At 59.0% G+C, this 23,209-nt stretch carries 20 protein-coding genes and 2 pseudogenes; 8 read left to right on the top strand and 14 right to left on the bottom strand.

Going from position 1 to position 23,209, the window contains the following annotated elements; translation table 11 throughout:
• Positions 1–73: 73 nt before the first annotated feature.
• From B9P63_RS15905 to B9P63_RS15880, 6 genes are read right to left on the bottom strand one after another with little or no spacing between them, the layout of a single operon-like run.
• Positions 74–868, bottom strand: coding sequence for an ATP-binding cassette domain-containing protein (locus tag B9P63_RS15905; protein WP_085310600.1), 795 nt, complete (start codon positions 866–868; stop codon positions 74–76).
• Positions 865–1,734, bottom strand: coding sequence for an ABC transporter ATP-binding protein (locus tag B9P63_RS15900; RefSeq protein ID WP_085310598.1), 870 nt, complete (start codon positions 1,732–1,734; stop codon positions 865–867). The genes B9P63_RS15905 and B9P63_RS15900 overlap by 4 nt, the downstream gene beginning before the upstream one ends.
• The gene (locus B9P63_RS15895; RefSeq protein WP_085310596.1) at positions 1,731–2,582 is read right to left on the bottom strand and encodes an ABC transporter permease; all 852 of its coding nucleotides are present in this window, start codon (positions 2,580–2,582) and stop codon (positions 1,731–1,733) included. Before B9P63_RS15895 ends, B9P63_RS15900 begins: the two co-directional genes overlap by 4 nt.
• The gene (locus B9P63_RS15890; RefSeq protein ID WP_085310594.1) at positions 2,575–3,585 is read right to left on the bottom strand and encodes an ABC transporter permease; all 1,011 of its coding nucleotides are present in this window, start codon (positions 3,583–3,585) and stop codon (positions 2,575–2,577) included. Before B9P63_RS15890 ends, B9P63_RS15895 begins: the two co-directional genes overlap by 8 nt.
• Before the next feature lie 57 nt (positions 3,586–3,642).
• Positions 3,643–5,169, bottom strand: coding sequence for an ABC transporter substrate-binding protein (locus B9P63_RS15885; RefSeq protein ID WP_085310592.1), 1,527 nt, complete (start codon positions 5,167–5,169; stop codon positions 3,643–3,645).
• Between the two features lie 35 nt (positions 5,170–5,204).
• Positions 5,205–6,770 (bottom strand): phytoene desaturase family protein, encoded by a 1,566-nt coding sequence (locus B9P63_RS15880; RefSeq protein ID WP_085310590.1) that lies wholly within the window; start codon positions 6,768–6,770, stop codon positions 5,205–5,207.
• Positions 6,771–6,884: 114 nt separating this feature from the next.
• Here B9P63_RS15880 and B9P63_RS15875 point away from each other — a divergent pair, with 114 nt between their 5' ends.
• The 5 genes from B9P63_RS15875 to B9P63_RS15855 are packed head-to-tail and all read left to right on the top strand — an operon-like array spanning position 6,885 to position 13,403.
• Positions 6,885–7,676 carry a cyclase family protein gene (locus tag B9P63_RS15875; protein WP_085310604.1) on the top strand — a complete coding sequence of 264 codons (792 nt, stop codon included), beginning with the start codon at positions 6,885–6,887 and terminating at the stop codon, positions 7,674–7,676.
• Positions 7,677–7,681: 5 nt separating this feature from the next.
• Positions 7,682–9,241, top strand: a complete 1,560-nt coding sequence (locus tag B9P63_RS15870) for a phytoene desaturase family protein (protein ID WP_085310588.1) — start codon at positions 7,682–7,684, stop codon at positions 9,239–9,241.
• Positions 9,238–9,717: a MarR family winged helix-turn-helix transcriptional regulator gene (locus B9P63_RS15865; protein ID WP_245830718.1), complete on the top strand. Its 480-nt coding sequence runs from the start codon at positions 9,238–9,240 to the stop codon at positions 9,715–9,717. Before B9P63_RS15870 ends, B9P63_RS15865 begins: the two co-directional genes overlap by 4 nt.
• 9 nt (positions 9,718–9,726) lie before the next feature.
• Positions 9,727–11,877 carry a thiamine pyrophosphate-dependent enzyme gene (locus B9P63_RS15860; RefSeq protein ID WP_085310586.1) on the top strand — a complete coding sequence of 717 codons (2,151 nt, stop codon included), beginning with the start codon at positions 9,727–9,729 and terminating at the stop codon, positions 11,875–11,877.
• Positions 11,874–13,403 (top strand): indolepyruvate oxidoreductase subunit beta family protein, encoded by a 1,530-nt coding sequence (locus B9P63_RS15855; protein WP_085310584.1) that lies wholly within the window; start codon positions 11,874–11,876, stop codon positions 13,401–13,403. Before B9P63_RS15860 ends, B9P63_RS15855 begins: the two co-directional genes overlap by 4 nt.
• Before the next feature lie 97 nt (positions 13,404–13,500).
• Here the strand turns inward: B9P63_RS15855 and B9P63_RS15850 are convergent, their stop codons facing one another.
• The 8 genes and pseudogenes from B9P63_RS15850 to B9P63_RS15820 all read right to left on the bottom strand — a co-directional run bounded on the left by B9P63_RS15850 (position 13,501) and on the right by B9P63_RS15820 (position 20,371).
• The gene (locus B9P63_RS15850) at positions 13,501–13,896 is read right to left on the bottom strand and encodes a RidA family protein (protein WP_085310582.1); all 396 of its coding nucleotides are present in this window, start codon (positions 13,894–13,896) and stop codon (positions 13,501–13,503) included.
• A 235-nt stretch (positions 13,897–14,131) separates the two neighbouring features.
• A pseudogene (locus B9P63_RS15845) lies at positions 14,132–15,067 on the bottom strand (AMP-binding protein); the annotation flags it as partial.
• Between the two features lie 3 nt (positions 15,068–15,070).
• The gene (locus B9P63_RS15840) at positions 15,071–16,228 is read right to left on the bottom strand and encodes an acyl-CoA dehydrogenase family protein (RefSeq protein ID WP_085310578.1); all 1,158 of its coding nucleotides are present in this window, start codon (positions 16,226–16,228) and stop codon (positions 15,071–15,073) included.
• 43 nt (positions 16,229–16,271) lie between these two features.
• Entirely contained in the window at positions 16,272–17,072 is an 801-nt protein-coding gene (locus B9P63_RS15835; RefSeq protein ID WP_085310576.1) for an enoyl-CoA hydratase family protein, read from the bottom strand.
• Positions 17,069–17,506 carry a MarR family winged helix-turn-helix transcriptional regulator gene (locus B9P63_RS15830; protein ID WP_085310574.1) on the bottom strand — a complete coding sequence of 146 codons (438 nt, stop codon included), beginning with the start codon at positions 17,504–17,506 and terminating at the stop codon, positions 17,069–17,071. Before B9P63_RS15830 ends, B9P63_RS15835 begins: the two co-directional genes overlap by 4 nt.
• On the bottom strand, positions 17,503–17,868 hold the full coding sequence (locus tag B9P63_RS15825; protein ID WP_425439760.1) for an SDR family oxidoreductase: 366 nt from the start codon (positions 17,866–17,868) through the stop codon (positions 17,503–17,505). The genes B9P63_RS15830 and B9P63_RS15825 overlap by 4 nt, the downstream gene beginning before the upstream one ends.
• The gene (locus tag B9P63_RS19655; protein WP_425439759.1) at positions 17,838–18,086 is read right to left on the bottom strand and encodes an SDR family NAD(P)-dependent oxidoreductase; all 249 of its coding nucleotides are present in this window, start codon (positions 18,084–18,086) and stop codon (positions 17,838–17,840) included. The genes B9P63_RS15825 and B9P63_RS19655 overlap by 31 nt, the downstream gene beginning before the upstream one ends.
• Positions 18,083–20,371: a bifunctional salicylyl-CoA 5-hydroxylase/oxidoreductase gene (locus B9P63_RS15820; protein ID WP_085310572.1), complete on the bottom strand. Its 2,289-nt coding sequence runs from the start codon at positions 20,369–20,371 to the stop codon at positions 18,083–18,085. The genes B9P63_RS19655 and B9P63_RS15820 overlap by 4 nt, the downstream gene beginning before the upstream one ends.
• 236 nt (positions 20,372–20,607) lie before the next feature.
• On the opposite strand from B9P63_RS15820, the gene tnpA reads away from it, so the two are divergent.
• The 3 genes and pseudogenes from tnpA (at position 20,608) to tnpC (ending at position 23,044) form a co-directional block, all read left to right on the top strand.
• On the top strand, positions 20,608–20,988 hold the full coding sequence (gene tnpA, locus B9P63_RS15815; RefSeq protein ID WP_085310570.1) for an IS66-like element accessory protein TnpA: 381 nt from the start codon (positions 20,608–20,610) through the stop codon (positions 20,986–20,988).
• The gene (gene tnpB, locus B9P63_RS15810) at positions 20,985–21,332 is read left to right on the top strand and encodes an IS66 family insertion sequence element accessory protein TnpB (protein WP_085310569.1); all 348 of its coding nucleotides are present in this window, start codon (positions 20,985–20,987) and stop codon (positions 21,330–21,332) included. Before tnpA ends, tnpB begins: the two co-directional genes overlap by 4 nt.
• A 61-nt stretch (positions 21,333–21,393) precedes the next feature.
• Positions 21,394–23,044 (top strand): annotated as a pseudogene (tnpC, locus tag B9P63_RS15805) (IS66 family transposase).
• Positions 23,045–23,209: the final 165 nt, after the last annotated feature.

The following is a 23,209-nucleotide window of genomic DNA, read 5'->3' as shown; positions in this document are numbered from 1 at the left end:
GGTAATTCTGAAATCCGCAGTAGGATCCGAAAAACTCAAGTGATACCGGAAAGTTTCTGCATCGGTGACCTGATCAGAGCCAGACCTGATCAGGGTCGGGCAGGGGGATCGCCCCCAGCAAGCTGCGTGTGTAGTCGGCTTGCGGATTGTCAAAGAGTGCTGAGGTTTCCGCCTCTTCCACGATCTCGCCATGATGCAGCACGAGGACGCGGTTGCACAGGCGGCGAACCACGGAGAGATCATGACTGATGAACGCCAGTGTCAGGCCTAATTCGCGCACCAGTTCTTCGAGCAGGTTGAGCACCTGCGCTTGCGAGGACACATCAAGGCCCGACACAATTTCATCGGCCAGAATAAACCGGGGCCGCAGGGCAATGGCGCGGGCGATGCCGACACGCTGGCGCTGGCCGCCCGACAGCTCATGCGGATACCGCCGCGCAAAGGTGCGCGGCAGACCAACCATATCGAGCGCCTCTGACACGCGGGCGTCTATGTTGTCCAATCCTTGCAGACGCAACGGCCCCGCGATGATGCCGCCCACTCGCCTGCGCGGATTGAGCGATGACATGGGGTCCTGAAAGATCATCTGGAAGCGATGGCGCAATAGCCTCAACTCTGCCTCTGGCGCATGGGTGATGTCGCGGCCCTCGAACTCGATCTGCCCACTGTCCGGTTCGATCAGGCGCAGCATCGCGCGGCCCAGGGTCGATTTTCCTGATCCCGATCCGCCAACAATCCCCAGCACGGCTCCTTGCGGTACATCAAAGCTCACACCCTTCAGGATCTCGATGCGTGGCGCACTGCCTAGCAGCGGTTTATGCGCCATGTCGGCGAAACTGAGCCGCAGATCGCGGATGCGGTAAATCATATGTGGTTCCTGATGTCGTGGTGACGGATGTCTTGCTCGACCCCGTCGATCACTTTTTGCGGAACCTGAGCGAGCGAGCCTGTGGGGTTGCTGTAGGTCGGGGTGGCTGCCAAAAGTGCGCGCGAATAGGGGTGAATCGGGTGCGTGAAAAAGCGCCGCATCTGTGCGTTCTCCAAAACCTTGCCCGCATAGAGGACTGACATCGTATCGCAGACCTTGCTGACCACGCCCAGATCATGGGTGACGAACAAGAGGGCTGTGCCATGCTCTGCCTGCATTTGCGCGATCAGTTTGAGGATTTGCTTTTGCACCGTCACATCCAGCGCGGTCGTCGGCTCGTCCGCAATAATCAGCTTCGGCTCTGCGGCGAAGGCGGAGGCGATAAGGATGCGTTGGCGCATACCGCCTGATAGCTCATGGGGATAGCTGCGCATGACGCGGGCGGGATCGGTGATTTGCACTTCGGCCAAAAGGTCCAGCGCGCGCGCCTTGGCGTTGGTTTTGGCCCAGCCTAGAATGTCGACCAGCCGCCGGGTGATTTGCGGCCCGATGCGTTTGGAGGGGTTGAGCGCGGTCAGCGGGTCCTGTGGGATCAGCGCAGCGTTGGCACCGATCCAAGTGCGCCGCGCCTTCGGTGCCATGGCCATCAGGTCCACATCGCCAAAACAGATCTGCCCCCCGGTCACATTCATCGCGTGGGGCAGGGTACCCAAAATGGCCTTGCCGATCATGGATTTGCCCGCCCCGCTTTCGCCGACCAGCCCGTGGACACGGCCCGCACCCACCTCAAGCGAGACATTGCGCAGGATTCGCACGCCGTTTTGCAGCGTGATGGACAGATCGCGGACAGAAAGTTGTGCGCTCATCTCAGCACCGGATCGAAGCGGTCTTTCAGACCTTCGCCTAATTGCGAAAAGCTCAGCACTGTCAGGAAGAGTGCTATGAGTGGAAAGACCAGCACCCACCATGCCTGATGGACTGACGTGCGACCTTCTGCAATCATGCCGCCCCATGTAGGTGAATCCGTACTGATGGAGAGGTTCACAAAGCTCAGGATCGCCTCGACAATCACGGCGATGCCCATTTCCAGCGTCAGTAGGGCCAGTATCGTGGGCAGAACATTGGGCAGGATTTCAGTCAACATGGTAGAAAAGTGCCCGCGTCCCGAAACCTGTGCGGAAGCTACATAATCCATGGCACTCTGTGTCATTGCTTCGGCGCGCACGACGCGCGCAAAGCGTGTCCAGTCAATCACGACGATGGCGATGATGATGGAGGTAAGGCCGGTGCCGAGCACTGCGATCAGCAGGATCGCAAAGAGCACTGGTGGGAAAGCCATCCAGATGTCCACAATGCGCGAGATAATGATATCGGCCCAGCCGCGATAATAGCCTGCGATCAGCCCCAGCGTGGCGCCGATCAGGCAGGTCAGTGTGCCTGCCACCAATGCCACAACCAAAGCCAGGCGAGCGCCGTAGAGCATCCGGCTCAGCACATCGCGGCCCAGCGAATCCGTGCCGAGCGGGTAGCCCCGTTGTGCGCCGTCCTGCCAGAAGGGGGGCAGGCGACCGGCAAAGAGGTCTTGTGCAAGCGGATCATGCGGCGCCAGCAAGGGTGCTAGCAGCGCCCCCAGCACCAGCAGCGTGAGCCATCCGCCGGAAAGCCAAAGGCGAGCGCCCAGTGGGCGGCGGATATCTGCGCGGGCGTCACGCATGGCGGAGCCGCGGGTTGAGCACAACATAGAGCATATCGACCACCAGATTGACGACAGTGAACAGGAGCGCGAACAGGAGTACGATGCCCTGGATCAACGGCAGGTCGCGGTTGATCACCGCGTCGATGGCCATATTGCCGAGACCCTCATAGCTGAACAGCCGCTCGATGATGACCGTGCCGCCGATCAGAAATGTGAATTGCACCCCTACCAGCGTAAGCGTGGGCAGGATGGCGTTTGGCAGAGCTTCGCGAGTGATGACGTGCCGCTCGCTATAGCCTTTGGTGCGGGCCAGTGCGACATAATCCAGATGCATGGTTTCCTTGAGCGATTGTTTCAGCAGCTGCCCGATGATAGCCGCCAGCGGAATGGCAAGTGCCAGTGCCGGCATGAACATGTGCCCTACCAGATCCGCCAGCACATCAAAGCGCAGGCGCAAGAGCGCCTCGAACATGTAGAAGTTGGTGGTGAAATCAATGTCTAGGCTGGGGGAGATGCGCCCCGAGATGTGGAATACGGGCCAGAGCACACCGAACAGCAGGATCAGCACCAGACCCCAGAGGAAGTCAGGCACCGAGAGGGCAACGCCGGTGCTCACGTCAATGGCGCCTTCCGTGCGAGTGCCGCGCATACGTGTGCCGGTCAGCGCTAGCGTGCCCCCGATTAAACAGGCCATGAGCAGCGCCACCACTGACAGTTCCAGCGTGGCGGGTAGGCGGCCCAGAACCAGCTCTGACACGGGTTGACGGGTGGAGATTGACGTGCCGAAATCTCCTTGAAGAACGCCACCAAGCCAGATGAAAAACTGCTCTGGGATGGATTTGTCAAACCCGTATTGCGCTTGCAGACGGGCGACGTCAGCTTCGGTCGCGCCGGGTGGCAACATCATTGCGATCGGGTTGCCCGGCACTACACGGATCACAAAAAATACGATTACTGCGACGCCAAAAAGGGTAAGGAAAGTCGTGGCAAGGCGGAGAAAGATCACGCGTAGGAGGTTCATAACGTTCCAGAAAATGGGCAGGGCGCATCTGGTGACGCGCCCCTATGCAAAAGAGGGTTAAGTGCGTGTCATCAGGTGCGGCAGCAGCGCGCCAGAGCGGTGCGGCGTGACCTTGACGCCAGCAGCATGCACGATGGGCTGGACAAACTGCAGCAGCGGGATCACTTCGGCCTGCTCTGCAATGTGCCGGTCCACTGCTTTCCAACCCTCGATGCGCTTGGCCTCATCCGCCTCGCCCCAAAGGGGAGCAATCATGTCAAACGTGTCCTGACCGTCCCAGACAGAATGCGGCGAGGGGCCGAACATGGCAAAGCCCGTGGAGGTTGTCGGATCACCCACCGAGTTGCCCCAGTTATAGAAAGCGGCAGGCGCGAGTTGGTCCGCGGCACGCAGCTCAAAGTGTTTGGCGATCTCGTAAACCTCGATCTCGGCCTCGATGCCGACCTGACGCCAGAGGCCCACGATGGCTTGGACCATTTCATAGTCCTTGGGCTTGAACCCGCGCGTGGTTTGGATGGTGAAGCGCACGGGATTGTCTGTGCTGTAGCCCGAGGCCGCCAGCAGCTCCTTGGACAGATCGGGGTTATATTCCACGGTGATTGACGGATCAAATGCCGCATAGTCAGGTGTTTGAAGCGTATCAATTGCTACGCCGTAGCCGGACAAAAGGCGCTCGATGATGAGCGGCTTGTTGATCGCGTGGGCTGCGGCTTTGCGCACATTGGGGTCTGTCATCACCTCGATATCGTTGAGGAAGATCATTGCGATGTCGGAGATGGGCGTGGTCACCCCTGCCAGCCCGTCTTTTTCCTTGAGACGGTCGAATTCCTCGTAGGGGATTTCAAGCGACACGTGGGAGTTACCAGATTCCACCTCTGCGACGCGGGATGCGGCGTCGGTCACGAACTTGATGGTCACGGTCTTGAACTCGGGCGCGCCGCCCCAGTAATTCTCGTTTGCGGTCAGGCGCACAAAGGCGTTCCGCTCAAACCGTTCCACCATATAGGGGCCGGTGCCGATGGGAGCTGCCTCAAATCCTTCCGCGCCGACTTCCTCCATATATTTCTTGGGCATGACATAGCCGGTGAGGAAGGACATCCACTTGAAGAAGGTAGGCTCGTATTCCTTGACGTCTGCCGTGACGCGGCTGTCCTTGGCGGTGATGTTTTCGATCTTGCCCCAGATGAACTGGATCGGGTTGCCCGTGGCTGGGTCAGCGGCGCGCTGGAGCGACCAGGCGACATCCTCGGCGGTGAAGGGGTCACCGTTGTGCCATGTGACGCCCTCGCGCACATCCATCCATATCTGGCTAAGGTCGTCATTCCAGCCCCAGTCGGTGATCAGACCCTGACCAAAGCTGAGGTCGGTGTTCTGCGGGATGAAATTGTCAAAGACGGATTGGTAGAGCCCCTGAATTGTAGGGTTCACTGCCGACGGGCCTACGGTAGGGTCCCAGCTGGGCAGGTTCACGTTGTATGCGATAACAAGCTCTTCGATCGCTTGGGCAAAGCTGGGCAGTCCGACGCTGGCGAACGTTGCGGCCGCGACGGTGGTCTTGAGCATACTGCGTCTTGTAAAAGGCATGGTGGTTCTCCGTTGGATGAAGTTGGGGTTCTGGTCTAACGGGCGAGCTTCTTAGCGAGCATCGTCCCCGGGCCTGCGCCCGTACCGCCACCGGGCCAGACCGCGGCTCCAGTGTGATAGAGATTGCGCAGTGGCGTTGTGCCGTCTGCAAAGCCCCGTGCGGGGCGGTTCATGAAATGTTGGTGCAAGTGGTGGCTGCCGCAGACCTGATCCCCGCCGACAAGGTTGGGGTTGTCAGCCTCCAGCATTTGCGGGGTTACGATATGGCGGCCAAGGATGTGGGCGCGGGTGCCGGGTGTGTAGCGCTCCAGAATATTTAATGCGCGCTCGGCAAAAGGCTCCGCCGCGTCCGCCCATTCGGTGGCGGTGATCTGCCCCGCAGCATCGCCTTTTATCGTTCCAGGGGCCATGCGGACCTGAAGCCAGAGCACATGCTTGCCCTCCGGTGCGCGTGTCGGGTCCACCACCGTGGGCTGGCCGCAGACGATTACCGGCTCGTCGGGCAAAAGCCCTGCCTTGGCCTGCGCATAGGTGCGCGCCATCTGATCCATGGAGGGCGCAAGGTGGACGTAAGCGAATTTCTGCAACTCTGGCGCGCTCCAGTTTGGTAGGGCGTCCATCGCCAGATGGATCATCATGGTGCCGGGGGCGTATTGATAGGTTTTCATTGCGGTGTCGTGGCGCGCATCACCGGTGCCGCCTGTCAGTCCGAGCAGAGCCATGGGTGAAACGTTGGCAATCACGGCTTTGGCAGCGCTGACGTTTTGTCCATTTTCCAGTGTGATGCCTGTGGCTCGTCCAGCGCTGTGGTTAATGGCGCTCACACTAGCATTGCAAGTGACTGACCCGCCATGTGCCTCGATCATCCCGACCATCGCTCGGGTCACCGTATCGGCGCCGCCTTGGCCCAGCACCATTCCAAAGGCCTGGCCCGCCATTGCCTCAAGATAGGGAAAGACCGCACCGCCTGCGATATCGGGGGCGAAATCCAGATGCATGCCCCAAGCGGCCAGCGTGGCCTTTATATCTTCGCTCTCAAAGGTCTGGTCCAGCCATGCGCGCGGAGATTTCATCAGAAACTGTGCCAGATCAAGCGTACCGCCCGCGCCGTGCTTGCGCAAGGTCTTCCATCCTAAAGATGTAAATGCACGTAAATTCATCGGTGCGCCCAGCACACCTAGGATTGATTCGGCTTGCGCGGGAAACTCTTCTGTCAGTTGTTTCCATGCGGCAGTATCCGCAACTGAGAAGCCTGCGACGCGCGCTGTTGTCACGTCAGCGTCACTGGAGACACCAAACCATCGACCATCGGGAAAAACAGAGGCAAAAGGATTTGAGGTGGGCGCAAAGGCGAGGCCGTTCTTTGCCAATTCTTCCGAATTTTCCGCATAAAATGAGGAGCCTGCGAAGAGGGAGAGGTTCATGGCCGCCCAGTCATGGCGAAACCCTGGTAGGGTATATTCGCCGGTTTTTACAGCGCCCCCCGGTGCAGTCGCCTGTTCGAAAACACCAACGCGCCAGCCGCGCTTTGCCAAATGGCATGCGCAAGCAAGGCTGTTATGCCCTGAACCGATTATGACCGCATCGAGCGTCTCTGACATGATAGTCCCTTCGCCTGATTATTACAAATATAATTGCAAATGCATGTAAGAATGTCTATACATTTTATATCAACCGACGCGAGAACAACTGCGCGCATGATCAGGGAAATTAAAATGAATGCATCTGAAAATCTGAGTGCCCTTGCCGGACTGCTGGCATCGGGTGGTGTCGAGGTGGTGGATTGTTCCAGCGTGCTGGGGCCGGACACTCCTATTTTGCAACTGCCGCCGGACTTTGCAAAAAACACGCCCAAGGTCGAAATCCACAAAATCTCGGAATATGACAATGACGGCCCGTTCTTTGCGTGGAACTGGATGGTGCTGGGCGAGCATTCGGGCACCCATTTTGACGCGCCTCACCACTGGGTCACGGGCAAGGACTACGAAGACGGGTTTACCGATTCTCTTGATGTGCAGCGTTTGGTGGCGCCGGTCAACGTGATCGATTGCGCCGCGCAGAGCGCTGAGAACGAAGATTTTCTGCTCACCGCCGACCACATAAAGGCGTGGGAAGCCGAGCATGGTGAAATCGACAAGGGCGAATGGGTCGTCATGCGCACTGATTGGGACAAGCGGGTGAATGATGAGGCGAAATTCCTCAATGCGGACGAAAATGGCCCGCACAGCCCTGGGCCGTCACCGGATGCCATCGAATATTTGCTGTCCAAAGGGATTGTTGGCTGGGGCACGCAGTGTATTGGCACTGATGCAGGGCAGGCTGGCGGGATGGAGCCACCGTTTCCGGCGCACAACCTGCTGCACCGCGACAACTGCTTCGGGCTTGCGTCGCTTGCGAACCTCGACAAGCTGCCTGCCAAGGGAGCGATCCTGATTGCGGCACCGTTGAAGATTGCACATGGTACTGGCTCTCCCATCCGCGCGCTGGCGCTGGTTCCCAAGGGCTGAGCGCGGTGGCGCAGCTGGATCATGTGATTGTCGGGTCGGGCATTAACGCATTGGTGGCCGCCGCGATGCTGGCGCGCAAAGGTGATAAGGTTCTCGTGCTGGAGCGCGAGAACCGTATTGGCGGTTGCATGGCTACCGAACAGATCACCCTGCCGGGGTTCCATCATGACGTGATGGCCGCGACTTTTGTGCTGTTTCTGACAGGTCCCGCGCATGGGGCCCTTGGGGATGATCTGGCCAAACACGGTCTGGAGTTTTGCCACTCAAAGCATCCCGTGGCGGTGCTGCGCCCGAATGGGCGCGCGCTGGTGTTCGGCATGGATCGCGATGCTAACGCCGCAACGTTCAACAGGTTGGCGCAGGGGGATGGTGATCAGATTCGCGCCGATATCGGCGGTGTTGAGCAGAACGCAGACTTTCTGTTTGCGCTGCTGGGCCAGCCGCTTTGGTCGCGCAGCACTGCGGTGTTGTTGGCCAAACAAGTCTGGAAGCAGGGTTTGAATAATACCAAAGCGTGGTTCGGTCAGGCATTAGAGCCTGCGCGCGGTTGGCTTGAGACGCGCTATGCTTCCGAAGATGTGCAAGCGCTCTGGGCACCTTGGGTATTGCATGTCGGGCTGACGCCAGAAGCCAGTTACAGCGGCCAAATGGTCCAGGTGATTGCGTTTGCGCTGGAAGCTGCGGGTGCACCGGTTGTCAAGGGCGGCGCAGGGCAAGCGGCAAGTGCGTTCCGTGCGCTGATCGAAGCGCACGGCGGAGAAATCCGCACCGGCGCGGAGGTCAAACGGATCACAATTTCGGGTGGCAAGGCGACGGGTGTCGAGACGTCCTCGGGCGAGGTTATCGAGGCGAAAAACGTGATCGCCAGCACGGCCCCCGGACAGCTTTACGACGGGTTGCTGCAAGGGAAGCATACGCCAGACACCCCCAAGAAATTCCGCCACGGGCGTGGTAATTTCCAGCTGCACTATGCGTTTGACGAGGCAATCGATTGGGCGGCAGAGGGGCTTGAGGATGTTGCTTTGATCCATCTGGCAGACGGTATCGATTCCGTCTCGCGCTCGTGCAACGAGGCCGAGCGCGGACTTTTGCCAGCTGTGCCAACCATCTGCGTGGGCCAGCCGCACCGCATGGACCCGGCGCGCTGCCCTGATGGCAAAGCGGTGTTATGGCTGCAAATCCCCGATGCGCCGCGCATCATCAAGGGCGATGCGGCAGGCGAGATCGAGACAGACGGTACTTGGTCAGAGGCCACGTGTGAGGCATTTGCCGGTCGGATCGAAGCGATCCTGCGCCGCCACATCCGAAACTTTGACACAGCCAAGCTGGCGCGGCGGGCCTATTCCCCTGCCGATCTGGAAGCACTGAACATCAATCTGGTGGGCGGTGATCCTTATGGTGGAGCCTGTGCGATGGACCAGTTTTTTGTCTGGCGGCCCTTTGCGGGGCAGGTGAATAACGCCACGCCTGTCAAAGGGCTCTATCACATCGGGGCATCCACCCATCCCGGTCCGGGGCTGGGGGGCGGATCGGGCTTCAACGTGGCAAAAGGGTTGGGCGCGTGACCAAACAGGAAAGTGTGACTGCACAAGTACCCCGTTTGGGTGAGATGGGCATGGAAAACTATCCGCCCTATCTGATGAACCGGATCATGGGGCGCTATAACGCAGCGCTGAAGGAAGAAATGGCGGCCCTCGGGCTGACCACGCCGCAGATGCGAGCATTGGCGGTTTTGTCCGTTGTGAACGGTATCCTCATCGGGCAACTGGCGGTTTATGCCGTTGTCCAGCAAAGTACCCTGAGCCGCGCGCTTGATGCGTTGGTGCGCGACGGTCTTGTGCGCCGGGAGGCGGACGAAACAGACAGCCGCGCCGTACGGGTCTTCCTCACCGATGCAGGCCGGGAGGCCTATGACCGGCTATGGCCGCACATGGCGGAAGCCAATGAAGCGATGCTGCGCGGCATTTCGGAAGTGGAGCAGCGCGCGTTTACCCAAACCCTGCAAACGATGCTGCGCAACATTCGCAAGCACGATTTCTAAGGACAGATCATGGCAGAAAGATCATTCAAGGCCGAGGTTGAACACTTGCGTAAAGGCGAAGGTGACACGTTTACCGGAGAGGGTATTCTGGCGATCACCAAGGCCCTGCTGGAGAATGGTGTGGGCTATGTCGGTGGCTATCAGGGCGCGCCGATCAGTCATCTGATGGACGTGCTGGCCGATGCCGAAGAACTGATGGGCGAGCTCGGTGTGCGCTTTGAGGCAAACGCCTCGGAGGCTGCGGCTGCGGCAATGCTGGCGGCGAGCGTGCATTATCCGATCCGCGGGGCGGTGACCTTCAAGGGACCTGTTGGCGTAAACGTGGCTTCCGATGCATTGGCCAATCTGTGCTCCTCCGGCGTCAACGGCGGTGCGTTGATCATTGTGGGTGAAGATTATGGCGAGGGATCGTCGATCATGCAGGAGCGCAGCCACGGCTTTGCCATGAAATCACAGTTCTGGATGCTGGACCCGCGCCCGAACTTGCCCAGCATCACCAAGGCGGTGAAGGACGGTTTCGAGTTGTCGGAGGCCAGCAACACGCCAGTGATGCTCATGGTTCGCATACGCTCTTGCCACGTCACGGGCAGCTTTGAGACGCGGGACAACCAGCGCCCGCCCTTGACGGTCTATGACGCCGTGGCCAACCCGCAGAGCGATTTCAACCGCGTCGTGCTGCCACCGATGAGCTATCTGCATGAGCAGGACAAGATCAACACCCGCTGGCCTGCCGCCGAGAAGTTCATCATTGAAAACAAGCTCAACGAGATGTTTGGCCCGGAGCGCGCGGATCTGGGCATCATCGTTCAGGGGGGGATGTACAATGGGCTGATCCGCGCCCTGCAACGGTTGGGCCTGGCCGAGATTGACGGGACTACGGAAATCCCGATCTATGTGTTGAACGTGACATATCCCATCGTGCGCAGCGAGTTCGAAGCGTTTTGTGCGGGCAAAGACCATGTGATGATCGTGGAGGAAGGCCAGCCAGACCATATCGAACAACAGCTGGGCAGTTATCTCTATAAATCCGGCTCCCATACGCGTCTGTATGGTAAGGATGTGCTGCCGATGGCGGGTGAATATACGGGTCAAGTCATGCTGGACGGGATCATCGCGTTTCTCAAATCCGCGGCCCCCACCATGCTGCCCGACCATGTGCGCGCGCCCAACATGGATGCGCCCAAGCTGCCCGATCTGAGCAAGACGGTGCCGATCCGCCCGCCGGGCTTTTGCACGGGCTGCCCTGAACGGCCGATCTTTGCCGCGATGAAGCTGACAGAGCAGGAACTGGGCAAGCACCAGATCACCGGTGACATCGGCTGTCACCTCTTTGGCTCTTTGCCGCCGTTCGAGATTGGCGGTGCAACCATGGGCTACGGCCTCGGCCCTGCGGCAAACGCAGCCTTTGATGGCGGTGGCGAGAAACGGGCGATTTCGATCCTTGGCGATGGTGGATTTTGGCACAACGGGCTGAGCAGCTCTATCGGGAACATGGTGTTCAACAAGTCGGACTCTGTCGCGGTGATTGTGGATAACTATTATTCTGCCGCGACAGGTGGTCAGGATATCATGTCCTCGCGCGCCAAGAATGACACGAAGGCCACCAACAACCCCATATCCAAGGCGCTTAAGGGTGTGGGCGTAGAGTGGGTACGGCAGGTGGATCACACCTATGACGTGACGAAGATGCGCGATGTTCTGCGTGAAGCGCTGACCACGGACCACAAGGGGCCAAAAGTCATCGTCGCCTCCTCCGAGTGTATGCTGAACAAACAACGCCGGGAAAAGCCGCTGCGCAACAAGGCGATCAAGGAAGGCCGCCGCGTGGATGTGCCCCGCTTTGGTGTTGATGCCGATGTCTGCACGGGCGATCACGCCTGCATGCGACTGTCGGGCTGTCCGTCTTTGTCGCTCAAGAGGCTGGACGATCCACTGCGCGATGATCCGGTTGCCGCGATCGACCAGACCTGTGTGGGCTGCGGCAACTGTGGCGAGGTTGCCCATGCCGCTGTGCTCTGTCCCTCTTTCTATCAGGCCGATGTTGTGCACAATCCGGGGCGGTTCGAGGCATGGCGCGCGGGCCTGCGGCGCAAGGTGATCAACTGGTTGCAAAAGCGGCGTGATGCACGGCGCTTGCGCCTTGATGGAGTGGCAACATGAATTTCGTTCTTCCTTCGGAAAATGTATATTCAAAAGTCGATGGCATTCTTAAGCTTGCGGTGATGGCCGTGGGTGGGCAGGGAGGTGGAGTGCTGGCCTCCTGGATCGAGGCGACCGCCCGCGCGCAGGGCTATGCGTGCCAGACCACCTCTGTGGCGGGTGTGGCACAACGCACAGGCTCTACCATCTACTACATTGAAATGGCACCGCAGAGCGGCAACGCACCAGTCTTCGCGCTGGCACCTTCGGCGGGTGATGTAGATGTGATGTTGGCTGCGGAAATGATGGAAGTGGGACGCGCGGTCATGCGCGGCTTTGTGACGCCTGACCGCACCACGCTGATCGGTTCGACACACCGCGCGCTGGCGGTCAGTGAAAAAACTATGCCTGGTGACGGGATCGCTCATGCGCCCGAGGTGCAGGCCGCGGCAGAGCTTGCAGCACAGCGGCTTATTCTGGCGGATATGGACCGGCTTGCCACCGATCAGGGTTCGGTAATTTCCGCGTCACTTTTCGGTGCATTGGCGGGCTCGGAGGCGCTGCCGTTCCCCCGTGCTGCCTATGAAGAGGCAATCCGTGCCTCTGGCAAAGGGGTCGAGGCGTCTTTGCGCGCTTTTGATGCGGGATATACCGCCGCGCGCGATGGAATAGCTGCGCCGGAGCGGCAGGCGAAATCTGCGCCGCGCAAGATCACTGGCCCGGCTGAATATATGCGAGAATGGGAGGCTTTGTTGGCCCGCGTCCATGCCCTACCCGAACCAGTGCAGGCAATGGCTGAAGCGGGTCTGGCCAAGGTTGTCGATTTTCAGGACTGCGCTTATGGGGCACAATATCTGGATCATCTCGCCACAGTTTTGAGAGCCGATTCGGCTGACCGGAACTACGCACTTGGCGGAGTTGCTGCAAAATACATCGCGAATGCCATGGCCTATGATGACATCATTCGCGTAGCAGACCTCAAGACCCGAGCAACACGGACTGCGCGGATCGACGCAGAAATGGACAAGACGGATTCCCATGTGCTGCACCTGACCGAGTATTTCCACCCCCGCGCAGAAGAGATCGCCGGGCTGCTGCCCGCCGGGATTGGCGCGCGGACCCAAGCCAATCCTGCGCGTATGGCAAGGCTGGATAAATGGTTTGGCAAAGGCCGCCGCCTGCGCACAGATTCAGTGCGTGCGTTTGTAATGCTGCACATTTTAGGTGGGCTGAAGGGCTACCGCTTGCGGACATACCGTCATCAGCTTGAGGTGGCGCATCTGGACGCGTGGCTCAAGGCTTGCGCCGCTCCAGAACAATACGAGCTGCGGATCGAACTCTTTAAAAACAGGCGTTTGATCAAAGGGTATTCGGACACACATGCGCGGGGTTTGTCAAAATTTGAACGTGTGATGGAGATGGTGCCGCTGCTTCAGGGCCGCCCCGATGCTGCCGAATGGATGGTGCGCCTGCGCGAGGCGGCGCTTCAGGATCCCGAAGGTAAAGCGTTGGATGGAGCGATTAAAACTGTAAAAAGCTTCGTTTGACCTTGTTCGGTGCTGGGTCTGCTCTGTGATATCCTTGCAGGGGAGCATAGCGCCGGACTATCAGTGCTGCACTGATGGTCCGGCACTAAATTTCAGATCAGTCGATGACAGCTGTCGCTTCGATTTCGATCAGCGCCTCGTCCTCGACCAGCGCAGAGACAACAACCATTGTCATCGCTGGAAAATGCTTGCCCAGAACCTTGCGGTAGGCTGCGCCGACCTCCGATTGGCGCGCAGCATATTCCTTTTTGTCTATCACGAACCACGTAAGGCGCGTTATGCTCTCGGCAGTGCCGCCCGCAGCTTCTACTACGGCTAGGATGTTGCGCAGGGTTTGTTCCATCTGGCCGATGAAATCATGCGTCTCGAACATCTGATCCGCATTCCAGCCGATCTGGCCTCCGACAAAGAGGATGCCGTCCTTTGTCATAACGCCGTTGGAATAGCCCTTGGGTGCGGCCCATGCGTCAGGCGAAATAAGAGTATGTGTCATGTTAAACCTCGTTCAGGATGTAGGGAGTCAGTGCCGCGCACATGTCGTCAGGCCATCGAGTAGATTTTCCGGGCGCGTCGATTAAAATCTGCGTTGCGGGATAGCTCATGCAGTGCTCGGTTCCGCAGTGGATCTCTATTGTGAAGTCAAACGTAGCGCCGCCGATGCGCCGCCCTGTAAGCACAAGCGACAGGCGATTTCTGTGGCGTGAGGGCGCATGAAACTGCGCGTCGATCTTGCCCGCCGAGACAGCCACCCGCAGCGAGGAAAGGTCCGCCCCTTCCTCTATCGCGCGCATCATGTAGCGGTAGACGGTGGGCGCGGTAAAACAGATCGTTGCGTGGTATTTCTCTATGATCTCGATCATGTTGGGGGGGCTTTCTGTCTCCAGCAGCGGAAAGATCGCCAATCCGCCAAGCCCGAAGGTGAACGCCAGCGGCGGCGAGCCGACAAATATGTCCTTGGGCTGTATGTCCAGCACCTCGCGCGCATAGCTGTCCGCGATGATCAGCAGATCGCGGTGGAAATGCATCGTCGCCTTGGCATCGCCCGTGGTGCCAAAGGTGAAGCCAAGCAATGCCACATCATCGTGTCCGGTATCCACTGCCGTGTAGGTTATGGGTTTCTCCAGCGCGAGACGGTCCAACTCGGCATCATGGTTCGAGGTCCTGTCAAAACCAACCACAGACTTCAGGAATTTTCTATCCTTGCCACAAGCAACCATGTCTATCATTAGCCGCGTGTCGCACAGCGCATGGGTGATTTCGGCCTTGTCTACGATCTTGGCCAGCGCGCCAGCCCGCAGCATAGGCGTCGTATTAACCACAGCAGCGCCCGCCTTCGTTGCGGCCAGCCAGCAGGCCAGCATCGCTGGATTATTGGCCAAGTGGATCAGCGCGCGGTTGCCAAGCTTGATGCCCAGATCCTCGACCAGCACATGCGCCAGCCTATTGGTCCAGTCGGCCAATTCCTTAGACGTCCGCCGCCGCCCGATCCTGATGAGTGCGACCCGGTCACCAAAACTGCGCGCCACCATCGCATTGGTCAGCTCTACGCCTGCGTTCAGATGTTCGGGATACTGGAAACGGTCCAGCAAAAATACGGGCTGCTGGTCTTCAGGTGGCAGGTTGTGGCGCGTGAAAGTGTCGGTGTGTCCGGTGTGCCCCAGCATGTCTCAACTCCCGTGATGATCGGCAATTGCCTGCCGCGCAATGACCACGCGCTGCACGTCCGACGCACCTTCATAGATCCGGAGTGCACGGATATCGCGGTAGAGCTCCTCGACCTTGACGCCGTGGCGCACGCCATCGCCGCCATGCAGTTGCACCGCCTTGTCGATCACCTTTTGCGCCTGATCCGTGGAAAAGAGCTTGGCCATTGCCGTCTCGCGGGTGATGCGCGGCGCGCCGGAATCTTTGGTCCACGCTGCACGGTAAATCAGGAGCGCAGAGGCGTCGATGTCCAGCGCCATATCGGCGATATGCCCCTGCACCATCTGCAAATCGAACAGAGGTGCGCTCTGTACATGGCGTGTAGTGACTCTGTGCAGCGCCTCATCCAGCGCACGGCGCGCAAACCCCAGCGCTGCCGCAGCTACGGTAGAGCGGAACACATCCAGCACACCCATGGCGATCTTGAAGCCCTGACCGCTTTCACCCAACATCGCACTGGCCGGAATGCGGCAATCGCTAAAGCGCAGCGTAGCCAGCGGGTGCGGCGCGATCACTTGCAACCGCTCCACCACCTCGAACCCCGGCAATCCCGCAGGCACGACAAAGGCAGACAGGCCCTGCGCGCCGGGTCCATCCCCCGTGCGTGCAAACAGCGTATAGACATCCGCGATCCCGCCATTGGAGATCCATGTCTTTTCGCCGTTCAGAATATAATCATTGCCATCGCGGGTGGCCGTCAGGGTGGAATTGGCAACGTCAGAACCTGATTGCGGCTCTGTCAGTGCAAAGGCAGAAATCGCCTTTCCGGTCTGGGTGAGTGGCAACCATTCGCCGCGCTGCGCCGGAGTGCCGAACAGCGAAATCGCGCCAGTGCCCAAACCCTGCATCGCAAAAGCGAAATCGGCAAGCCCGTCGTGGCGCGCCAGCGTCTCTCGGCTCAGGCAGAGGGTGCGCACGTCCAGCAGCGCACCGTCTGGCGCGCTGGTCGGCATCAGCCAACCGGCATCACCCATCAGCCGCACCAGATCGCGACAGGCCTGATCATTGTCGCTGTGGTCCATTGCCTTCAATGCATCAGCAGCCCAGGCGTCCAGCTCTCGCGCATACATCCCGTGGCGCTCTTCAAAAAACGGCCAGTTCAGAAATGTCTTATCTGTCATCACGCTCCTCCTTGTTCATTGTGCCTTTAAACTCAATCCGCGCCTAGTTCCCTTCGAACACGGGCTTTTCCTTAGCGACAAACGCGTTATACGCCCGTTCAAAATCTGCAGTCTGCATGCAGATAGCCTGTGCTTGGGCTTCAGCCTCAATGGCTTGTTCGATGGACATGGACCATTCCTGCGCCAGCATCGTCTTGGTCATCATATTGCCAAAGTTGGGGCCTGCTGCGATCCGCAGCGCCATCTCACGCGCGGCTGTATCCAACTCGCGCGCTGGTACCAGTTTGTTGTGAAAGCCCCAGGTTTCGCCCTCCTGCGCGGTCATTGAACGGCCGGTGTACAGCAGTTCGGCCGCGCGGCCCTGTCCGATGATACGAGGCAGGATCGCACAGGCCCCCATGTCACAGCCCGCTAGACCCACACGGGTGAAAAGAAACGCTGTCTTTGCCTCGGGCGTCGCAAGGCGCAGATCGGAGGCCATGGCGATGATCGCACCCGCGCCGACACAGACGCCGTCGATCGCTGCGATCACTGGCTTGCCGCAGTTGATGATTTCCTTGACCAGGTCACCTGTCATGCGCGTAAAGGCCAAAAGCTCCTTCATGCTCATCCGAGTAAGTGGACCAATGATGTCATGCACATCTCCGCCCGAGCTGAAGTTGCCCCCGTTGGACGCAAAAATAACCGCATCTATATCGTCTGAATAGTGGAGTTCGCGGAACCAGTCGCGCAGCTCGGCGTAGCTGTCAAAAGTTAGCGGGTTCTTGCGATCGGGGCGGTCCAGCGCCGCAGTCGCGATGCGGTTCGCGATGTCAAGCTTGAAGTGTTTCGGATCAATTTTCATAGATTGTCCTCCATTGGAATGCTGCGTGCGACGGCCAGAAGGTCCATGACTTGGGCGCAGTCCTCCCCGTCTAGTCCGCCAAGCAGTTCTGCCACCCAGGCCTTATGCGCGGCAGCCTGTTTTTCAAATTCGCTGCGCCCCTTTGCGGTGAGCTGGGCACAAGCGGCACGGTGGTCCACGATGCCGGTAACAATTCTGTTAGACACTGTCAGCAAGCGGCTCAGCTCACTTATCTTGAGGCCGTCACTGTGGCGGTAGAACGCACTCATCACATCTAAGCGCGGCAGGGTGGTGGCAAACTCTCTGCGCAACGGCTTGCACAATTCGGCCTCTGCAATTTTGTTGAGCTTGAGCAACCGCAGCCAGACGCGCAGGCGCTCTTGCGGCAGCACTTCTGAAGCGGACAGTGGCCGTAGGGCGGAGTTTGTCGTCATATCTCGCCCCCCGAAAGGGCCAGTGCATGGCCGTTGACGCTGAATGCAGCCGGACTGCACAGCCACAGTTCGGCTCTCGCGACTTCGCTGGTCTTTACGAAGCGCTTCTGCGGACTGCCCTTGACCAGTGAGGCACGCGCCTTGGCGTTTGTCATTCCGGTGCTGGTCATGATTTGCTCGATGGATTTTTCCAGTATCGGAGTTTCGATAAATCCCGGGCAGATCGCATTAACCGTGTTCTTCTTGGTCTCAAGCTCGAGCGCGAGAGCACGGCTGAGACCAACAACCCCATGCTTCGCTGCAAAATAATGACTGACATAGGGATAGCCCTTTAAACCTGCGCATCCCGCACGCGCTCCAATGCGGCATCAAGCAACGCGCGGTCTGTCGCGTTGGCGCTGAACGCCAGCGCGCCAATGTCCTCTGCAACCTCCTTCAAAGACTCAAGACGCCTGCCGAGGATGGTCACGGCGGCACCGGCCTGCGCAAAGCTGTGTGCGATCTCCGCGCCTACGCCGCTGCCTCCGCCAGTGATGACGACATGCTCTCGCTGCAGGGACTGTGGGTTGGGTGCGGTCACACTTTTTCCACTTCAGCTTCCTTGTCGGCCAGTCGCCAGCTTTGGTCGCGGCCGGCCTCATAGGGCAGGGGCCACGCCATCGCACGGTCGCCGATTGCAGTGGCCGCATGCAGCGTCCAGTAGGGATCAGACAGATGCGGACGCGCCAGACAAACCAGATCAGCCCGGCCCGCTATCAGGATAGAATTGACATGATCGGCCTCATAGATATTGCCCACCGCCATGGTAGCGATGCCCGCTTCGTTGCGGATGCGGTCCGAGAACGGCGTCTGAAACATACGGCCATAGACCGGCTTGCCTGTGGTCGAGGTCTGGCCGGCAGAGACGTCGATGATATCAGCACCCGCTTCCTTGAAAGCCGATGCGACGTGCACAGCTTCCTCGGGCGTCACGCCATCATCACCCGCCCAGTCAGATGCGGAAATGCGCACTGATATCGGTTTGTCCTGCGGCCAGACCGCGCGCATGGCGTGGAAGACCTCAAGCGGATAGCGCATCCGGTCTTCCAGACTGCCACCATACTCATCTGTACGGTTATTCGAAAGCGGCGAGATAAAGGACGAGAGTAGATACCCATGCGCCGCGTGCAGCTCGATCATGTCAAAGCCTGCGCGCTCGGCCATTTCCGTGGCAGAAACAAACTCTGCTTTCACACGGTCCATGTCTTCGCGTGTGATCTCCCGCGGAACGGCGTTTGCATCTGCCCACGGGATGGCAGAGGCCGAGATCAGGTCCCAATTGCCAGAAGCCAGCGGTTTGTCCATGCCCTCCCAGCCCAGATTGGTGGAGCCCTTGCGCCCTGCATGACCGATCTGGCAGCAGATTTTAGCGGGTGTTTCGGCGTGCACAAACTGGGTCAGTCGCGCCCATTCTGCCTCATGCTCGGGGGCGTAAAGACCCGGGCAGCCAGGCGTTATCCGGCCTTCCGCGCTCACGCAGGTCATCTCGGTATAGACAAGACCCGCGCCGCCCTTGGCGCGTTCAGCGTAGTGCACGAAATGCCAGTCGGTTGGTGCGCCGTCCACGGCCTTGTACTGGGCCATTGGCGACACAACGATACGGTTTTCTAGATCCATTTCGCGCAGCTTGAACGGTGCGAACATCGGCGCGCGCACGTTGTTTTCCATGCTGCCTGCGCGGGTCTGGAACCAGCGCTCAGCGCTCTCCAGCCACTCGGGATCGCGCAAGCGCAGGTTTTCGTGACTGATCCGCTGCGAGCGGGTGAGCAGGGAGTAGTTGAACTGCACCGGGTCCAGATGCAGATAGCGCTGCACATCCTCGAACCATTCAAGCGAGTTGCGCGCAGCCGATTGTAGGCGCAGCACCTGAATGCGGCGTTCTTCTTCGTAGAGTGCGAAAGCCTCGGCAAGCGTGTCTTTCTCGGTGACGTAATCGGCTAACGCGATAGCGCTCTCGAGCGCGAGCTTTGTCCCTGAGCCAATCGAGAAATGCGCAGACGCGGCCGCATCGCCCATCAGAACGATGTTCTCGTGGCTCCATTTTTCGCAGAGCACGCGGGGAAAGTTGATCCAGGCAGAGCCGCGGATATGGTGCGCATTGGTCATCAGGGCATGGCCGTCAAGGTGATCCTTGAAGATTTCCTCACAGGTCGCGATGCTCTCGGCTTGAGACATCTCACCAAAGCCGTAGGCATCATACGTCGCCTGATCACATTCGACGATGAAGGTCGATGTTGTGCCATCAAAGCTGTAGGCATGTGCCCAGACCCAGCCTTTGTCCGTCTCCTCGAAGATGAAGGTAAAGGCGTCATCGAATTTTTGATGCGTACCGAGCCAGACGAATTTACAGGCGCGCATTTCGATATCGGGCTTGAATACGTCTTTGAACTCCGTCCGCGTGGCCGAGTTGAGGCCATCGGAGGAAACTACCAGATCGAAGTCTTTGGCAAAGTCGCCGACGCTGTCCACGTTGTGTTCGAATTCCAACTTTACGCCCAACTCGCGTGCCCGCGCTTGGAGGTCCAGCAGCAGCTGCTTGCGCCCAATTCCGCAGAATCCATGTCCGGTCGAGAGCTGCTTGCTGCCACGGTAGTGAACAGCAATATCGTCCCAATAGGCAAAATGGCTCTTGATCGCCTTGGCGCTGACCGAATCATTCTCGGCGAGGTTGCCCAATGTCTCATCGGACAGCACCACGCCCCAGCCAAAGGTATCATCCGGTTTATTCCGCTCGAACACGGTGACATCCACATCGGGCTGCCGGAGTTTTACTGAAATGGCAAAGTACAGGCCGGCCGGCCCGCCCCCTAAACAAGCAATACGCATCGGGACTCTCCTGATCTATTTCGACAAATGCTATCAGGAAGGAATTGTATTTCAAGCTTAAAATTTCAAGTATGAAAGATGGGGTATCGAGAACTAATTCCGTGCCGCTACAAAGCACCGGCGTCAGACAGAGGAGCGTAACCGCTCCATTGGCACCGCCTGCCTGAAGATGGGGTTTTGATCTAAGCCACGTGTTTAATGACGTCTTTAGTGACATCTCTTACGCGGGGTCTGCGATGCGTGGTGAAATTCTTGGAGTGGAGCGGCGGCGCTTCTGGCATGACGACGAAAAGCTCGAGATTGTGATGTCGGTTGGCGTCGGTGGAGCGAGCGTGACCCAGGTGGCGCAGCGCTATGAGATCAGGCGACAACAGATTTACGCATGGCGGCACGACCTGAAGAAGAAAGGTCTTTGGTCGCCTGATGCAGGGGCTCTCTTTTATCCGTTGGATATTCCCGTCGCAGCTGCAGCACTGGTCGCGCAACCCACAGTCATCGAAGCGTCCAAACCGACCGCAGTTGAAGTGCGTTTGCGGGGTGGTCGTTGTCTGCATTTTGACAGCGCAATCGACCCGGGCGCGCTGACTGGGTTGATCCGGGCGGTTGAAATCGCATGATTGGTCCTGGCACCGGTGTGCGTGTGTATCTGGCTTGTGGGGTTATGGATATGCGCAAAGGGATCGCTGGGTTGGCGGCACTTACCCAGGATGTGTTGTGTCAAAAACCGACCAGTGGCGCGGTGTTCGCATTCCGGGGGCGGCGTGGGGATCGGATCAAGCTGCTGTATTGGGATGGCCAAGGCTTTTGTCTCTATTACAAGGTTCTGGAACGTGGCCGTTTCCCGTGGCCAAGCGCTCAAGACGGGGCTGTGCGGATGACGTCAGCGCAGCTCGCGATGCTCTGGGAGGGGATCGACCGGCGGCGTCCGGATTGGGGCGTGCCACCTGCGCGTGTGGGGTGATTTACGTCTGTATGGGCGTTATTTATATGGTGCTCCAGCCTGCTTTTTGGTAATCAGACGCATGTCGAAACCTGCTGAAAACCTCTCCAATGATCCCGCTGTTTTGAAGGCGATGATCGTGGAATTGCAGGCTGAAAACGCCAAGATCTCGGCGACGCTGCGGGTCCATTATCAGTTGGTTCAGGCCCTGCGCTTTCGGATCGCCAAGTTGCAGAAACTGGCTTTCGGCAAATCCTCGGAAAAGATTGAACGCGAGATCGAGCAACTGGAACTGGCGCTCGAAGACTTGCTGGTTGCCGTGGCCGAAGACGATGACGCGCCCATTGATGAAGGGCAGGACGAACCAGCGGCTGATGAGCCCACTGCGCCCGCCTTGCGCCGCCGCCCGCGTGTGTCTGATGCGACCCTGCGCGAGCGCCGCGAGCTTGATCCCGGCACCTGCTGTTCTGACTGTGGCGGTGATCTGCACGTGGTGGGTGAGGATGTCAGCGAGTTGCTGGACATGATCGCGGCGCAGATGAAAGTCATCCAGATCGCCCGCATCAAGAAATCCTGCCGTCGCTGCGAAAAGATAGTACAGGAGCCCGCACCAAGCCGCCCAATCCCTGGTAGTATGGCGGGTCCGAACCTGCTGGCCCATATTCTGGTGTCAAAGTTCGACGATCACCTTCCCCTCTATCGCCAGCACGAGATCTTCGCCCGCATGGGGGCCGACATCCCAGAAAGCACGCTTGTTGGCTGGTGTGGGCGGGCCATGAAGACCCTGTCGCGGCTTATAACGCGGATCGAGGCTGACATTATGGGCAGTGATCTGCTGCATGCTCCCTCTCAGCGATGCAAGCATCGCTTGCCGGGCAGTGGACGACACGCCGATCCGGGTGCTCGATCGCTCCCTACGCGACAAGGGCCTTGGTAAAGGCGTTAGACAAGGCCGGATCTGGGCCTATGTGCGCGACCAACGGCCATGGGCGGGAACTGCACCACCGGGGGCCGTCTATCGGTTCGCACCTAACTGGAAGGAAGAGCATGTCCTGAGCCATCTGGCCGATGCCCGCGGTATTTTGCAAGCGGCCGGCTACAAAGGCTATGCCAAGCTTTACGTGCCTGAACCCAATGGTGTGCCGCGTTTGCGCGAGGCGGCCTGTTGGGCCCATCTGCGGCGCGACTTCCACGATTTTTGGACCTCGACCAAGTCCGAGATCGCCCGCGAGGCGCTTGATCGAATTGGTAAGCTTTACGACATTGAACGCGACATCAACGGTCAACCCGCAGAGGTCCGCCATGCGGCGCGTCAAAAGCTGAGCCAGCCAAAGGTTACGGCCTTCTTTGCTTGTTCAGAGCAACAACTCCTGCGCATTCCGGGCAAGAGCGATCTGGCTAAGGCGTTTAGATACGGTCTGAGCCGCCAAGAGGCATTCAGCCTGTTCCTGAACGATGGCCGTGTCGCGATCGACAACAATCCAGCCGAGCGCGCCCTGCGTCCGATTGGAATCGGCAGGAAAAATTGGCTATTTGCAGGGGCGGACACTGGCGCGGAAACTCTTGCACGCGCGATGACCATCATCGAGACCGCCAAGCTCAATGGCCTAGACCCCCAAGCTTACCTCGCCGACATTCTCGACCGCATCCAAGATCATAAGGTCAACCGGCTGGATGAGTTGCTGCCGTGGAACTGGGCACCGCTGAACGCGGCCCATTCAGAGGCTGCCTGATGGCTGCGGTGACCCATGTCTGCACCATCGACTACGTCGGCAAAATGCTGCGCGAGGATGTCGCACTTCTCGAAGCAATTACCTCCAACGACGACAACCTCACCGATGGCAACATTGTGAGAGTCTACCTCGGACCAGACGAAACTGAAGTGGTCCTGCTTTTCA

The sequence above is a fragment of the Planktotalea arctica genome (assembly GCF_002105285.1).
Taxonomy (GTDB): Bacteria; Pseudomonadota; Alphaproteobacteria; order Rhodobacterales; family Rhodobacteraceae; genus Planktotalea; species Planktotalea arctica.
The sequence above is the reverse complement of the archived record's forward strand: the minus strand, read 5'-3'. Positions and strand labels throughout refer to the sequence as shown.